The organism is Alteromonas sp. BZK5, assembly GCF_014349115.1.
Lineage (GTDB): Bacteria > Pseudomonadota > Gammaproteobacteria > Enterobacterales > Alteromonadaceae > Alteromonas > Alteromonas macleodii.
In genome coordinates this window covers 23,772-39,457 of the sequence record NZ_JACSOE010000027.1, presented here as the reverse complement: position 1 = coordinate 39,457, position 15,686 = coordinate 23,772, and the positions used below count along the sequence as shown (strand labels likewise).

Here is a 15,686-nt window from a genome sequence, read left to right as displayed (position 1 = left end):
CTTATATTTCGAGAAGAGTGGTTGTACATTTGCTAAACAGTGTTCGACGTTGTTTAGTTGTTCCTCTGGTGACGAGGTAGCAGTAAAACCGCCTGATAAAAATGGTTTGCGGATGTTGCAAGCAAGGATAAACAGCGGTTTGGAGCGTGAGTGCGAAAGAATACCCTGCCAACAATAATAGACATTGAAGCAAGTGGATTTGGCGCAGCGAGTTACCCTATTGAAATAGGTATCGTGCGCTATGATGGTGCAAAGTGGTGTAAGCTACTTCGGCCCTTTGACTCGTGGGTTCACTGGGATCGAAAAGCGGAGTCACTGCACGGCATAACGCAGCAGATGCTGCAAACTCGAGGAGAAGAGCCTCGAAAAGTCTGTGTTGAGTTAAATAATTTCCTTGGCAATACGGTTGTTTACAGTGACGGTTGGGTCGTTGATAACCCGTGGCTAATTAAGCTCTACGCCGCAGCGCAGGTAGAAATGTCTTTTACGTGTAGAGCATTGGAATATATTTTGTCTGAAGCGCAAATGAATCAATGGCATGAGGTGAAAAGCCGCCTTGCGAGCCAACTTGATGTTAAGCGTCATAGAGCGAGTTCCGACGCGATGGTAATTCAACAGACTTACGCAAAAACCTTATCATTGGCATAACGGCAACTACGTTTCGTCTTTATGATGGGGTGTAATACTAAAAGCGCACTGTGAGTGCAATGTAGCGGTGACCTAAAACAAGGATGACTTAAAACAAGTAATTGACGCCCAATGAGAGAGCCATATTCTCTTCTTCCCCAACTTGCCTATGTTCAAGTTCTACCGCCATGTTTAATCCCTCGCTTTTGCCAAGCAGCCAGCCCAACCGAGTAAAAGTACCTACATCATGTGGTAAATAAAGCCACTCTGCGTAATGCTGAAAGGCGGTATTGTTGGTTTTGTACGTTGCATAGACCTTTTGCGGAACCCAAGTGTTAAACCGCCTGCTGGCGCTAAACATACCTTGTGACCCCGCTGGGTAGGTATAACTGTTGTCGTATAGATAAGTTTCGGTTGTAGATTGAATGCGGTACATACTATTTAGCTGCCACCGGGCTATTTTTTTGCTTTTGAATTGGATAGGGCTGTAGTGGGGAGCATTCATTTCCGCGAGCACGGGGGAAGCCGCCATAGACGCAGCCAAAGTAAGTGCCAGAAGAATACCAGTAACCACATTCATGGAAGAGCCCAAGTTGTTATCATGGCTTGTAAACAACCAGAAACTACAAGCGATAGTGTGTTCGTTATTTAAGCATAGCTGCAAAAAATAAATGATGAAAATATTCTTTGCTGTTTTTTATTTGTTTCGTTGATTTTGCTATCCAAATAAAAAACGCCGCTAGTTTATACAAACACTTTTTTGCAAAGCGTTATATAAACTGAGCGGCGCATTTAAAAGCGTTATTTGGTTATCGAATTAAATCGATGCTTTTAACGCTTCTGCTTTATCTGTTGCTTCCCAAGGGAATTCGTCACGACCAAAGTGACCGTACGCAGCCGTTGGGCGATAAATAGGGCGCTCGAGGTCTAGCATTTGAATAAGTCCATAAGGGCGTAGGTCGAAATGTTCACGGACCAGTGCTACTAACGTTTTCTCATCTACCACACCTGTACCGAAGGTATCGATGCTGATAGACGTTGGCTCTGCCACACCGATTGCATAAGACACTTGGATTTCACAGCGCTTAGCAAGTCCTGCTGCAACAATGTTCTTAGCAACGTAACGACCCGCGTATGCTGCACTGCGGTCTACTTTTGATGGATCTTTACCAGAGAACGCGCCACCACCGTGACGGGCCATACCACCGTAAGTATCAACAATGATTTTACGACCAGTTAAGCCACAGTCGCCCATTGGACCACCGATAACGAATCGTCCCGTTGGGTTAATGTGAAAGCGTGTATTTCCATCAATCCATTCACTAGGCAGCACTGGCTTAATAATTTCTTCCATTACCGCTTCGCGAACTGTTTCAGTGCTCACTGAATCACAGTGCTGGGTTGAAAGCACAACTGCGTCGATGCCAACAGGCTTGTCGTTTTCATATTTGAAAGTAATTTGGCTTTTAGCATCTGGGCGTAACCAGTCTAGCTTACCAGATTTACGCACTTCAGCTTGTTTTTGAACAAGGCGGTGAGAGTACGTGATTGGCGCAGGCATTAGTACGTCAGTTTCGTCGCTAGCGTAGCCAAACATTAGACCTTGGTCACCAGCACCTTGTTCTTCAAGGCTTGCGCGATCAACACCTTGATTGATGTCAGGTGACTGTTTGCCAATAGCATTTAATACCGCACATGAATCAGCGTCGAAGCCCATATCTGAGTGCGTGTAGCCAATTTCTTTAACTGTTTTTCGGGTAAGCTCTTCAATATCTACCCATGCAGAGGTAGTTACTTCACCACCCACTAAAACCATACCGGTTTTTACATACGTTTCGCAGGCCACCCGAGCGCGAGGATCTTGTTCTAAAATAGCGTCAAGAACCGCATCTGAGATCTGATCAGCAATTTTGTCCGGATGTCCTTCAGACACTGACTCGGATGTGAATAAATGCGTGGCCATAAATGCTCCGTAAGCGTTAAATTATCAAAATAGTCGTATATTGTACTAAAACAAGTTATAAATACCAGTCTTTACTTCTAGACGTCTAAAAGTCTCTTCGTTACGAATAGTTGACACAACCCGATCACTTGTAGGGTTATTCAGGTCGTAATTGTTTAAGTTAATGATGTATTTGTGAAACTAGGCGTCAGATATAACTGTTTTTGCTGTAATGGGAATACGTGATGGTCAGGGTATAGACCATTTTTTACTATGACTTTCACTATTGGCAATCAAAACCCATTGAACTGTAAGGTGGCATAGGTAAGAATAACGCCACATTCATTCGTATAAAGAAGTAGAGCGAACGCCTTACCTCTACGCTCGTCTAGCTTGCCTAGCCCGCTAAGATACGAAACAAAAGATACAAAATAAATCAGGAGACAACATGCCCTCTCGTCGTGAACTCGCCAATGCAATCCGTGCATTAAGCATGGATGCCGTTCAACAAGCTAAATCTGGTCACCCAGGTGCCCCAATGGGGATGGCTGATATCGCACAGGTACTATGGGGTGATTTCTTATCACACAACCCTGCAAACCCATCTTGGGCTAACCGCGATCGCTTTGTGCTTTCAAATGGTCACGGCTCGATGCTGTTGTACTCTCTTCTTCACCTATCAGGCTACGAACTGCCAATTGAAGAGTTAAAGAACTTCCGCCAATTGCATTCAAAAACGCCAGGTCACCCAGAGTACGGTTATGCGCCAGGTGTTGAAACGACCACTGGCCCACTAGGCCAAGGTATCAGTAATGCTGTGGGCATGGCGCTTGCCGAAAAAGTACTAGCGGCACAATTTAACAAAGATGGTCACACTATTGTTGACCACCACACCTACGCATTCCTAGGTGACGGCTGCTTGATGGAAGGTATCTCACACGAGACCTGTTCACTAGCCGGTACACTAGGCCTTGGTAAGCTTATCGCGTTTTGGGATGACAACGGCATTTCAATTGATGGCGAAGTGGAAGGTTGGTTCACCGACGATACACCAGCACGCTTCAAGAGCTATGGTTGGGAAGTGATCGATGGCGTTGACGGGCACGATGCAGAGCAAGTAAAAGCCGCTATTGAAAAGGCACAGGCGAATACTGCGCAACCTACGCTTATTTGTTGTAAAACCACCATTGGTTTCGGTTCACCTAATAAAGAAGGTACCGAGTCTTGTCACGGTGCACCACTAGGTGAGGACGAAATTGTCGCTACTCGCGAGAAGCTTGGCTGGAGCCATGGCGCGTTCGAAATTCCAGACGATATTTACGCTGGTTGGGATGCTAAAGAGAAAGGTTCAAACGCGGAAAGCGCGTGGAATGACGCTTTCGCTGCATACGAAGCCGCCTACCCAGAGCTTGCAGCAGAATTCAAACGCCGTGTAAATGGCGAGTTGCCAGCAGATTTCAGCGAAAAAGCAGACGCTATCATCGCTGAACTTCAAGCTAACCCACAAAATATCGCGTCACGTAAAGCGTCACAAAATGCACTGAATGCGTTTGGTCCGCTACTTCCTGAGCTATTAGGCGGCTCTGCTGATCTTGCTGGTTCTAACCTCACTATTTGGGAAGGCAGCAAAGGCGTTGAAGCAAACGATGCATCAGGTAACTACATTTATTACGGTGTACGTGAATTTGGTATGTCGGCCATGATGAACGGTATTGCCCTTCACGGTGGCTTCAAGGCATACGGTGCAACCTTCCTAATGTTTATGGAATATGCACGTAATGCGGTACGTATGGCCGCACTAATGAAGCAGCCTGCAATTTTCGTTTACACCCACGATTCAATTGGTCTAGGTGAAGACGGCCCAACACACCAGCCGGTGGAGCAGGTGGTTGCGCTACGTGCAACGCCTAACCTTGATAACTGGCGCCCTTGTGATCAGGTTGAGTCTGCTGTGTCGTGGAAGTCTGCTATTGAGCGCACTGACGGCCCAACAACGCTGATTTTCACGCGTCAAGGCTTAGCGCAGCAAGAGCGTACGGCTGACCAAGTGGCTAACATTGCCAAAGGCGGTTACGTACTTAAAGACTGTGAAGGTACGCCAGAGCTTATTCTTATCGGTACTGGTTCTGAGGTTCAGCTAGCCGTTGAAGCCGCAGCGAAACTAACCGAGCAAGGCAAAGCCGTTCGTGTAGTGTCTATGCCATCAACTGACGTATTCGACCGTCAGTCTGCTGATTACCGTGAAAGCGTACTGCCTTCTAGCGTTGTTAAACGCGTAGCGGTTGAAGCGCTGTCTAAAGATAGCTGGTACAAGTACGTTGGCTTTAATGGCGCTATCGTGGGAATGGACACCTTTGGTGAATCTGCACCTGCTGGCGACCTGTTTAAGCACTTCAACATTACCACTGACGCTGTAGTAGAGGCTGCACTGTCTCTGTAAGAGGTAATAGATAAGCCTATGGTAAATATTGCCATAAATGGGTTTGGTCGTATTGGTCGTAACGTGTTGCGCGCGCTGTATGAAAGTGGGCGCAACAACGAATTTAACGTGGTGGCCATTAACGACATTGCTAAACCCGAAGGCATAGCACATTTACTTAAATACGATACCGCCCACGGGCGGTTCCGTTTTGATGTGGCCTTAGAAAATAACACGCTAAATGTCGCAGGCGACGATATTACACTGCTCGCGATAAGCGATATTAAAGACCTGCCGTGGAAAGACTTGGGCGTTGATATTGTGCTTGAGTGTACGGGCAAGTTTGATGACAGAGCATCGGGGCAAGCACATTTAGATGCCGGCGCTGGCAAAGTGCTTTTCTCGTCACCCGGGTCACCAGATTTAGACAATACGGTCATTTTCGGAACCAATGAAGACACGTTGACCAGTGAACAAAAATTAGTCTCCAACGGCTCTTGCACCACAAACTGCATTGTTCCTGTTATCCAAGCGCTAGACGCTGCGTTCGGTGTTGAAAGTGGTACGATCACAACCATTCACGCGTCTATGCATGACCAGCAAGTTATCGACGCCTATCACGAAGATTTGCGCAGAACCCGTGCTGCAAGTCAGTCGATTATTCCCGTTGATACCCGACTTGCTGCCGGTATAGAGCGCATTCTGCCTAAGTTTGCGGGAAAATTTGAAGCCATTGCGGTTCGAGTGCCAACTATCAATGTTACTGCCATGGATTTAAGTGTAACGCTTCAATCTAAGGTAACGATTGAGCAAGTGAACCAAGCCCTTCGCAATGCAAAAGCGGGGCGTTTACAGGGCATTTTGGACTACACCGAAGAGCCTTTGGTGTCGGTAGATTTCAATCACGACCCTCACTCGTGTATTGTAGATGGCACACAAACAAGAGTCAGTCACAAACAACTGGTTAAAACACTGGTGTGGTGTGACAACGAATGGGGTTTTGCAAACCGTATGCTCGATACCGCAAAAGTGATGTTCGACGCAAAATAAAGCATTGATGCTGCCAAGGGTTGGTAGCACCAGCCCGCGCAGCTTTCACAGTTAATTTGAGCGTGTCATACCTTCAAAACACGCTCTACTGAATTTAAATTAACATAGGAAAGACGATGGCAATTCCAAGCATGAGCGATATGGCCCTAAAAGGTCAGCGCGTATTAATTAGACAAGATTTAAACGTGCCGGTAAAAGACGGCAAAGTAACTTCTGATGCGCGTATCAAAGCATCAATCCCTACGATTAAAGCAGCCCTAGACGCAGGTGCGGCAGTTATGGTGATGTCTCACCTTGGTCGTCCTACTGAAGGCGAGCCTGCAGACGAATTCTCTCTTCAACCTGTTGTTGATTATCTTAATGACGCCCTAGACGTACCGGTTAAGCTTGTAAAAGATTACCTAGATGGCGTGGAGCTTGCAGACGGCGAATTAGTTATCCTTGAAAACGTACGTTTTAATAACGGCGAAAAGAAGGACGACGAAACGTTAGCAAAACAGTACGCAGCACTTTGCGATATCTTTGTTATGGATGCATTCGGTACTGCTCACCGCGCACAAGCGTCTACTCATGGCGTTGCTAAATTTGCACCAAAAGCCTGTGCTGGCCCATTACTTGCTGCAGAATTAGACGCACTTGGCAAAGCGCTAGACAACCCTAAGCGTCCAATGGTTGCTATTGTGGGTGGCTCTAAAGTATCTACCAAGTTGACCGTGTTAAAAACATTGGCTGAAAAAGTTGATCAGCTGATTGTTGGCGGTGGTATCGCTAATACGTTTATCGCGGCTCAAGGCCATAATGTGGGTAAGTCACTAGTAGAGATGGACCTTACCGAGCAAGCCACGCAGCTTATGAATGAAGCGCAGGCGAATGGCGGTAATATTCCAGTACCTACAGATGTTGTCGTGGGCAAAGCGTTTGATGAGAATACCGAAGCGACGCTAAAAGTAGTCAGTGACGTTGCCGACGACGATATGATTTTTGATATTGGTCCAGACTCTTCAAAGGCGTTAGAGGACATTATCAAGAACGCGGGAACCATTGTATGGAATGGCCCTGTAGGCGTATTTGAATTTGAACAGTTCAGTGCTGGAACAAAAGCGCTGTCTGAAGCGATTGCGGCAAGCGACGCATTCTCAATCGCAGGTGGTGGTGATACACTAGCAGCAGTTGATAAATACGGGATTGCCGATAAGGTCTCTTATATTTCAACAGGTGGTGGCGCGTTCCTAGAATTCTTGGAAGGCAAAACACTACCAGCGGTAGCAGTACTAGAAGAAAAAAATAAATAAGCCTGGGCGCTGCATGTAAACGCAGCGTTTTAAAGCTCTAGATAGCTAAGGCATAGTACAAACGTTACCCCATAAGTGTCACGCTCAGTAACAGCATTTTTGAGCGTGACCTTTTAATCGGAAACGATTACACCTGCGAAACAGTGAAGTACGCAGGCATAAATACCAACTTTATTACAGATGTGTTTACTTAAGGTGCTGGCATGCTGCGTCTGAGACAAACAGATCTTTAATAGAATTGGTATAACAATAAACCCTACACCTGTCTATTAAGGCAGTAATATACAAAAGGAGTGTTGCAATGGCATCACAAGCTCAGCAGGCAATGCTGGATAAACTGAAGACGCAAACCGGTTTTATTGCAGCGTTAGATCAAAGCGGCGGTAGTACCCCTAAAGCGTTGCGCTTATACGGCATCGAAGAGTCAGAGTATAGCTCAGACGAAGAGATGTTTAATCTTGTTCACGAAATGCGTACACGCATTATCACCAGCACCCCTTTTAGCGGCGAGCGCGTTCTTGGCGCAATCTTGTTTGAAAACACCCTTGATAGAGAAATTGAAGGCATGTCTTCTGCACATTTCTTATGGCAGAAGAAGCGCGTAATTCCGTTCCTAAAGGTAGATAAAGGATTAGCTGAAGAAAGCAACGGCGTGCAGGTAATGAAGCCAATGCCAGGTCTTGATGCACTGCTAGCTAAAGCGGTGGCGCAAGATGTATTTGGCACTAAAATGCGCAGTGTTGTTAAGCTTGCGAATCACCAAGGTATTAAAGACGTTGTTGCTCAGCAATTTGAAGTGGGTAAGCAAATTTTAGCCGCGGGCCTTGTTCCAATCATTGAGCCAGAAGTGGATATTCACAGTCCACAAAAAGCGGAAGCAGAAGCATTACTTAAGCTAGAGATTTTGACCCAGCTTAATCTGCTAAACGAAGGTCAGGAAGTCATGCTTAAGCTTACGCTTCCGACAGAGGCAAACTTCTATAAAGAGCTTGTTGATCACCCTCGTGTACTTAAAGTAGTGGCGCTATCTGGTGGCTATAGCCGCGAGGAAGCAAACGCGAAGCTGGCAGAAAACCAAGGTATGATCGCGAGTTTCTCTCGCGCACTGACAGAAGGCGTATCTGCACAGCAAACTCAAGAAGAGTTTGAAGCAACGCTTGATACTGCAATTGAAGGTATCTACCAAGCGTCTAAAGCTTAATTCTCTCCTTTTAAATTGATTGTAAAGAGCGCCTAATGGCGCTCTTTTTCGTTGTGCGGTTTTGTCACTTCTTATTCCATTCCGCTTTTGTCGATTCTGAAAACGTGCAATCGCTTATTGCCTGCGTTTACTAGCAAGAATGTTTCTTGTAAAAGCGTAATCGCCTGTGTAGCATAACGCCGCTATTTTCCTTATATAATTGAATTTCTGGAATAATCATCGGTGAATAATCATCAGTACATGAAGCAGTACACCATATACGCATTAATTGCGTTGTTGTTTACTTGCTTATCTGGACTTAAACAGGATTACAAGCCGATCACGTTCAAGCATCATTTTGATGCTTCTATCTCAGAATATTCATTTGAATTTGATACTGAGGAAAGTGCGCCGGAAGAGCCCGTCCCGCCACAAAATGTTGTGCTGGATTACATTACGGACTCCTTCACGGATACCGCAAAACCACGTCCGCGTGGGCTTTTCAAAACATCCCTTAACTACGCAACGCCGTTAACCCGAGCGCCGCCTATTGCTTAGTTTTTTAGGTTTAGCGGTTATTGGCTACCTAAAAAACACGTTAATTCGATATTCCTAACAACGCGCCAGCGCTTTGCTGGATGTTTTTGCGTGCTTAATTATCAGCGGTGAACCTATTTGCTGAAAGCGCGCTAGTGGCATGCTGTCTTTTTATAAGGCATGTCACGATTAGCCTTTTTATTACGAATTTACATTATGAGCAAAAAAGCACTTCTTGCAGTAAGCATTGTTTCCGCACTTTTAGGTGGTTGTGGACATGAAGAACATGCTGCGCATCACGAAAAACTTCAATTCAACGTTACTCATCCTATCGTACAAGACACAACGCTGGTAAAAGAGTACGTCAGTCAGATACGTGCCATTCAACATATTGAAGTTAGAGCTATGGAAAAAGGCTATCTTCAATCGACCTTTGTTGATGAGGGACAAACGGTAGAACGTGGTCAGCCCATGTTCAAAATAATGCCGAACGTATATGAAGCTGAACTACACCGCGCTGAAGCCGAGGCTAAATCGGTAGAGATGGAGTACAAAAATACAAAGTCGCTTGTTGAACAAAACATTGTTTCTCCTAACGAACTTGCCGTAATAGAAGCACAGCTTCAAAAAGCTCAGGCTGAAGTTGAACTGGCAAAGACTCACTTAGCATTCACAGATATCAAAGCGCCGTTCACAGGCAAAATGGACCGACTGGAAGCTCGAACGGGAAGTTTGCTTGATGAGGGCGAACTGCTCACCACATTGTCTGATATCAGCACAATGTGGGTGTATTTCAATGTGCCTGAATCAGAGTATTTAAAGTACGCGCAGAACAGCGCATCAAATGATCAAACGTCAGTGCGATTAAAGCTTGCCGATGGCAGTATTTACGCGCATCAAGGCGTGATAGATGCCATTGAAGCTGATTTTGATAATCATACCGGTACTATTGAAATGCGTGCGTCTTTCCCTAACCCAGACCAACTGCTAAGACATGGGCAGACCGGTAATGTCATGGTGGATATTGCCTATCCGGATGCTTTAGTTATTCCTCAGAAAGCCACATTCGAAATTCTCGATCAAAGCTTTGTGTATGTGCTGGATAGCGAGAACAAGTTAGCAACCCGCCACATTAACATCGCTGCAGAACTCCCTAACATCTATCTGGTTTCAGACGGACTAGCGCCGGACGACACTATTTTGATTGAAGGACTGCGAAGAGTTTCGAACGGCGATGAGATAGAGCCTGAACTTATTTCAGCCAGCGACACATTAGCTGAACTGTCACTGCACGCAGAATAAGGGGGCGCTATGTTTGGAGTTTTTATTAAACGTCCAGTGATGGCCATCATGCTATCGCTGATGATTATATTTTTGGGCGTGTTGTCGGTGTTTAGCCTGCCCACGTCACAGTTTCCAGATATTGCTCCGCCGCGAGTGCTTATTTCTCTGGCATATCCCGGTTCGAGCGCTGATGTATTGGTGAAGTCATCGCTGGTTACCATCGAGCGTTCAATCAACGGTGTGCCGGGCATGAAGTACATCGTGTCTGATGCGACCAGCGCGGGTGAAGCCACCATTCAAGTTATCTTCGATTTAGATGTAGATCCGAATCAGGCTCTAATTAATGTGAAAACGCGGCTTGACCAGATCATGAACCGGCTGCCCCAGCTCGTGCAGTTAGAAGGGGTGGTACTAGAGCGGGTTCAGCCTAGCATGTTGATGTACATAAACGTTTATAGCACGGACAAAACGGCTGATGAAAAGTTTCTGTACAACTATTCCAATATCAACCTTATCCCAGAGATACAGCGGGTAAACGGTATTGCCAGTGCAAAAATATTGGGAAGTCGCCAGTACGCCATGCGAATTTGGTTAAAGCCTGATCGCATGCGTGCTTACAATGTTTCTGTAGATGAGATCATGGAATCGATAGACGAGCAAAGCTTGATTGGGCGCCCTGGGCGACTTGGCAGAAGCTCAGGCATTACTGCTCAGTCCAAAGAATACGTGCTTATTTACGAAGGACGTTACGACGAGCCTGAAGAATATAAAAATATCATTATTCGCGCCGATTCCGACGGTCGCTTGCTCAAATTAGGTGATATTGCCGATGTTGAGTTAAGTAGTGAATTTTTCGATATTTATTCGAACAAAGACGGATATCCTTCCGCTGCCATAGTACTTAAGCAGAACTACGGAAGCAGTGCCAACGAGGTTATTTCTCAGGTGAAAGCCACTATGGCTGAACTAGAAAAAACGTTTCCAGAAGGCATGAAGTACGAAATCAACTACGATGTTTCCAAGTTTCTAGATGCCTCTATTGAACAAGTGCTGCATACCTTGTTTGAAGCCTTTATTTTGGTTTCCTTGGTGGTGTTCATCTTTCTGGGTGACTGGCGCTCCACATTGATCCCGCTTCTTGCTGTGCCGGTTTCACTGGTAGGGACGTTTTTCTGCATGCAGGCCACAGGGGTGAACATAAATCTTATTACTCTGTTCGCATTGGTACTAGCTATAGGGATTGTGGTGGATAACGCTATTGTTATCGTGGAGGCCGTTCACGCGAAAATGGAAGAGAGCAGCAGCCTAACCCCTTATATGGCGACCCAACAAGTACTGGGTGAAATGGGGGGAGCTATTATCGCAATTACACTTGTGATGACGGCGGTTTTTGTGCCCCTTATTTTTATGACGGGCCCGGTAGGTGTCTTCTATCGCCAGTTCTCTATTACCATGTCATCGTCAATTATCATCTCGTGTATTGTTGCGCTTTCATTAACGCCAGTGCTGTGTGCGATGTTGCTTAAAAACCCACATTCACACACAAGAAAGGCAACGCCATTAAGCAAGTTTATTGATGGATTTAACTATTATTTCAATAAGTTAACCGGTCGTTATACAGGCATTATTAAAGCTATCGTTACACGCCGGAGTGTTACTGTAGTGCTGCTTGCGGGCTTTGTGGTAAGTACCTTTGGCGTTAATCAGGCATTACCTACAGGCTTTATTCCCGGTGAAGACCAAGGGCAAATCTATGCCATTATTCAAACACCGCCAGGCAGTACCCTTGAAGCGACGAATACAGTAGCGCGAGAGCTGCAAAGCTTGGCGCTGGATGTTGAAGGCGTCTCCTCGGTGTCCTCGCTTGCTGGCTATGAAATCCTTACGGAAGGTCGAGGTTCAAATGCAGGCACCTGCTTGATTAACCTTGAAGATTGGGCTAATCGCGAACAGTCGGTACGTGACATCATTGAAGAACTGGAAGCCAAGACACACCACTTAGGTGCAGTGATTGAGTATTTCGAACCGCCTGTTGTGCCGGGTTATGGCGCGTCGTCGGGGTTATCATTTCGTTTACTCGATAAAACCAACACTACCGACTATCAAGAGTTCGATCAAATCAACAAAGCCTTCATGGAAGAACTCGGTAAACGTGATGAGCTAAAAGGTTTATTCACGTTTTACGCAGCCGATTATCCTCAATACAAAATTGAGATAGATAACCAAGCTGCAATGCAGAAAGGGGTATCTATTGGCGCGGCCATGGAGAATTTGAATATTCTTATTGGTAGTACTTATGAGCAAGGCTTCACGCGCTTTAATAACTTCTTCAAAGTGTACACACAAAGTGCACCGGAATATCGTCGTTATCCCAGTGACCTATTGGATTACTACGTGAAAAACGAAGAGGGTGAAATGGTGCCTTACTCGGCCTTTATGAAGCTGATTAAAACCCAAGGCCCTAATGAAATTACACGCTACAACCTTTATACCTCGGCAGCAATTCGTGCAGAGCCTGCAGCAGGGTATACCTCGGCGCAAGCGATAAAAGCAGTTGAGGAAGTAGCGGCTGCAACCCTGCCAAAAGGATATGACATAGGTTGGGAAGGCCTGTCATTTGACGAGGCTAAACGAGGCAATGAAGCCATCGTTATCTTTGCCGTAGTATTGTTGTTTGTATATATCGTGCTGGCATCACAATACGAAAGTCTGCTTCTACCTTTTGCGGTCATTCTTTCACTACCTACCGGTATTCTCGGCTCATTCCTGTTTCTCAAAGGTATGGGGCTGGCCAACGACGTTTATGCGCAGCTTGGATTAGTTATGCTGGTTGGGTTACTCGGCAAAAATGCCGTGCTTATTGTGGAATACGCAGTGCAAAAAAATCAGCAGGGCTTATCAATTGCCGACGCGGCAGTTGAAGCGGCCAAACAGCGCTTCCGCCCAATCCTAATGACGTCGTTCTCGTTTGTAGCAGGGCTAATTCCGCTTGTTATTGCAACGGGGGCAGGCGCAGTGGGAAATAGAACTATTGGTGCTTCTGCCTTAGGCGGTACTTTGTTCGGCACAATTTTTGGTGTGCTGGTTATTCCTGGGCTTTACTACTTGTTCGCCAAACTTGAAGAAGGTAAGTCATTAATCAAAAACGAAGATCATGTCCCTCTTACTGAAACTTACCACTATAACGATGAGGTGCTAAGCGATGACAAATAAAAAGCGATTTACTTATAAGCCGCTGTGGTTAGCGCTTAGTAGTGCGTTGTTAGTACAGGCATGTGCCATCCCTACCATTGAAACGCGAAACCCTAATCTAGATTTGCCAGAGCAGTTTAACGCGAAAGTTTCGCAAGTGGATACTCAGGCTGGTCAAGGGATTAACGAGAGTACACAAGCAAATATTCAATGGAGAGAGTGGTTTAACGACCCTACGCTTTCTGCGCTGGTGGAAACGGCGGTTAAGAACAACCAAGAGGTGTCTATATTAATTCAACGCATTAATATGGCGTCGAATGAAGTGTATGCACGAGAAGGGGAATATTTGCCTCGACTCTCTGCGGGGGTAGCCGCTGAAACCGAAAAGGTAGGCGAATATACCCGGGAAGGCGCAGTAGAAGAAAGGTTAAATATCAAGGAGGATAAAGAATTTCCCGACCCGCTGGCAAACTTAAAGCTAGGCCTTAATGCGTCGTGGGAAATTGACGTTTGGCATAAGCTGAGAGATGCGTCTAAAGTGGCCTCGCTCGAATACTTGGCGTCGGTTGAAAGTAAGAACTTTTTCGTTACCCAGTTAGTATCTGAAGTTGCGCGTACTTACTATGAACTGCTGGCGCTAGACAACAAGCTAGAGAATCTTGACTCAACCATTTCGCTACAGCGTAATGTTATTCACACTATTAATGCGTTGAAAGAATACGGACGGGCGTCATCGCTACCCGTTGCGCGCTTTAACGCGGAAGTGAAGAAAAACGAGAGCGAGCGTTACTTGATTGAGCAGGAAATCCTAGAGAAAGAGAACACGCTCAATCTGTTATTAGGACGCACTCCACAGCCCATTCAAAGGGACAGTAACGTGTTGCTCAGCGCCGAGCTAAAAAGCCCGCAGGTGGGTGTACCCTCTGCGCTATTAGACAATCGCCCTGATATAAAACAAGCTGCACTCACGCTCCAAGCAGCAGAGTTAAATATCGATGTGGCTAAAGCTAACTTCTATCCTTCTTTTGAGCTAAAAGCAGGGGTAGGTTTATCGGCGTTTGATAGTCGTTACTTGTTTAATGTGCCTGAGTCATTGGCATATTCTTTATCTGGTGATGTTTTTGCGCCATTAATAAACCGCAGGGCGATTGAGGCGGTTTATCAAAATGCCAGCGCCGAACAAATTGAAGCGGCTTACGAATATGAACTGACCGTTTTAACTGCGGTAGCTGAAGTAACAAACAGTTTGTCGAAGCTCGATAATTTGGAGAAAAGTGCTGAAGCAAGGCGTCATCAAATTGCTTCACTCGAACAGTCGATTGATATTGCCAATAGGCTTTTTTCGTCAGCTCATGGTGAGTATTTAGAGGTGCTGCTTGCGCAACGAGAAGCACTGGAAGCGCGTAGCGAGTTTATAGAAACTCGTCAGCAGCAAATGGCCGCACTGGTCGATTTGTATCAGGCACTCGGAGGCGGATGGCAGTCTTAAAATAAAAAGGAGAGCGCTCGCTCTCCTTTTTTTCGCCTTTATCAAAAGCTGGCGGTGAATTTCAGACTCAACGTGTGACAAAAGCAGAACGCATGCGGTGTTAAATGTTAACGCGTAAAGTTAAAGCGGGCAAAAAAGCGCTCAGCTTCGTCACTATCAAAATCATAGCCATTATTCGTCATCGCTTCCAAAGCATCTTCTACCGTTTCGTAAAAGCCATAAGGAACCTCGGCAGCGTCATAACACTGAGAAATCTGGTGCTTAGTTGTCAGCATAATGTCGGTATCTAATATCACCACGGCAAGAAACGACAGGCCGCGGGTTTTTCTTACCCGAGTTTGTTTTACAAAAATATCAAAGGTGGAAGGGGGCATCAGGCTTTCACCGTAAAGACAGCTTACTTGTGCCCATTTAGTGCCCTTTTCGAATTTTGAAATGTCAGAAGACATCTTTACTACGCCATTTCTCATGGTTTCGTCATTCCACGGTCCGCGCGCTGAGAAGAGCAGCAACTGACCGCTTACGCTACATTCAAACTCGCCGTGTGGATTATTCATGGGCATTACCTTTAAGCCTTATATAGAAGTTAGCACTTTACTGCTATCACGCAACTAACCATTCGGCTAAAGCCAGCGCCCCTGTGTACTGCGCTTAATCGCCTAGCGATGTCGCTC

The 15,686-nt window shown here is 45.8% G+C and carries 12 protein-coding genes; 9 read left to right on the top strand and 3 right to left on the bottom strand.

What is annotated here, in order from left to right:
* The first annotated feature begins 150 nt into the window (after positions 1–150).
* Positions 151–648, top strand: coding sequence for an exonuclease domain-containing protein (locus BIZ39_RS10095; protein WP_014948380.1), 498 nt, complete (start codon positions 151–153; stop codon positions 646–648).
* An 88-nt stretch (positions 649–736) separates the two neighbouring features.
* Here the strand turns inward: BIZ39_RS10095 and BIZ39_RS10090 are convergent, their stop codons facing one another.
* Together BIZ39_RS10090 and metK are read right to left on the bottom strand one after the other, a co-directional pair.
* Positions 737–1,207 (bottom strand): hypothetical protein, encoded by a 471-nt coding sequence (locus BIZ39_RS10090; protein ID WP_014975740.1) that lies wholly within the window; start codon positions 1,205–1,207, stop codon positions 737–739.
* 237 nt (positions 1,208–1,444) lie between these two features.
* Positions 1,445–2,590 (bottom strand): methionine adenosyltransferase, encoded by a 1,146-nt coding sequence (metK, locus tag BIZ39_RS10085; RefSeq protein WP_014948382.1) that lies wholly within the window; start codon positions 2,588–2,590, stop codon positions 1,445–1,447.
* A 427-nt stretch (positions 2,591–3,017) separates the two neighbouring features.
* Here metK and tkt point away from each other — a divergent pair, with 427 nt between their 5' ends.
* From tkt to BIZ39_RS10045, 8 genes are all read left to right on the top strand, one after another.
* On the top strand, positions 3,018–5,009 hold the full coding sequence (tkt, locus tag BIZ39_RS10080) for a transketolase (RefSeq protein WP_187446897.1): 1,992 nt from the start codon (positions 3,018–3,020) through the stop codon (positions 5,007–5,009).
* Positions 5,010–5,027: 18 nt separating this feature from the next.
* Positions 5,028–6,038 (top strand): erythrose-4-phosphate dehydrogenase, encoded by a 1,011-nt coding sequence (gene epd, locus BIZ39_RS10075; protein WP_014948384.1) that lies wholly within the window; start codon positions 5,028–5,030, stop codon positions 6,036–6,038.
* A 116-nt stretch (positions 6,039–6,154) separates the two neighbouring features.
* Positions 6,155–7,330: a phosphoglycerate kinase gene (locus tag BIZ39_RS10070; protein WP_014975742.1), complete on the top strand. Its 1,176-nt coding sequence runs from the start codon at positions 6,155–6,157 to the stop codon at positions 7,328–7,330.
* A gap of 301 nt (positions 7,331–7,631) precedes the next feature.
* On the top strand, positions 7,632–8,531 hold the full coding sequence (locus BIZ39_RS10065; protein ID WP_014978432.1) for a fructose bisphosphate aldolase: 900 nt from the start codon (positions 7,632–7,634) through the stop codon (positions 8,529–8,531).
* A gap of 222 nt (positions 8,532–8,753) precedes the next feature.
* Positions 8,754–9,068, top strand: coding sequence for a hypothetical protein (locus BIZ39_RS10060; RefSeq protein ID WP_230633693.1), 315 nt, complete (start codon positions 8,754–8,756; stop codon positions 9,066–9,068).
* Between the two features lie 195 nt (positions 9,069–9,263).
* Positions 9,264–10,349, top strand: coding sequence for an efflux RND transporter periplasmic adaptor subunit (locus tag BIZ39_RS10055; RefSeq protein WP_039224934.1), 1,086 nt, complete (start codon positions 9,264–9,266; stop codon positions 10,347–10,349).
* A 9-nt stretch (positions 10,350–10,358) separates the two neighbouring features.
* Positions 10,359–13,544: an efflux RND transporter permease subunit gene (locus BIZ39_RS10050; RefSeq protein WP_187446896.1), complete on the top strand. Its 3,186-nt coding sequence runs from the start codon at positions 10,359–10,361 to the stop codon at positions 13,542–13,544.
* Positions 13,534–15,012, top strand: a complete 1,479-nt coding sequence (locus tag BIZ39_RS10045) for a TolC family protein (RefSeq protein ID WP_061094318.1) — start codon at positions 13,534–13,536, stop codon at positions 15,010–15,012. Before BIZ39_RS10050 ends, BIZ39_RS10045 begins: the two co-directional genes overlap by 11 nt.
* A 107-nt stretch (positions 15,013–15,119) precedes the next feature.
* Here the strand turns inward: BIZ39_RS10045 and BIZ39_RS10040 are convergent, their stop codons facing one another.
* Positions 15,120–15,569 carry a hypothetical protein gene (locus tag BIZ39_RS10040; RefSeq protein ID WP_039230797.1) on the bottom strand — a complete coding sequence of 150 codons (450 nt, stop codon included), beginning with the start codon at positions 15,567–15,569 and terminating at the stop codon, positions 15,120–15,122.
* Positions 15,570–15,686 lie beyond the last annotated feature (117 nt).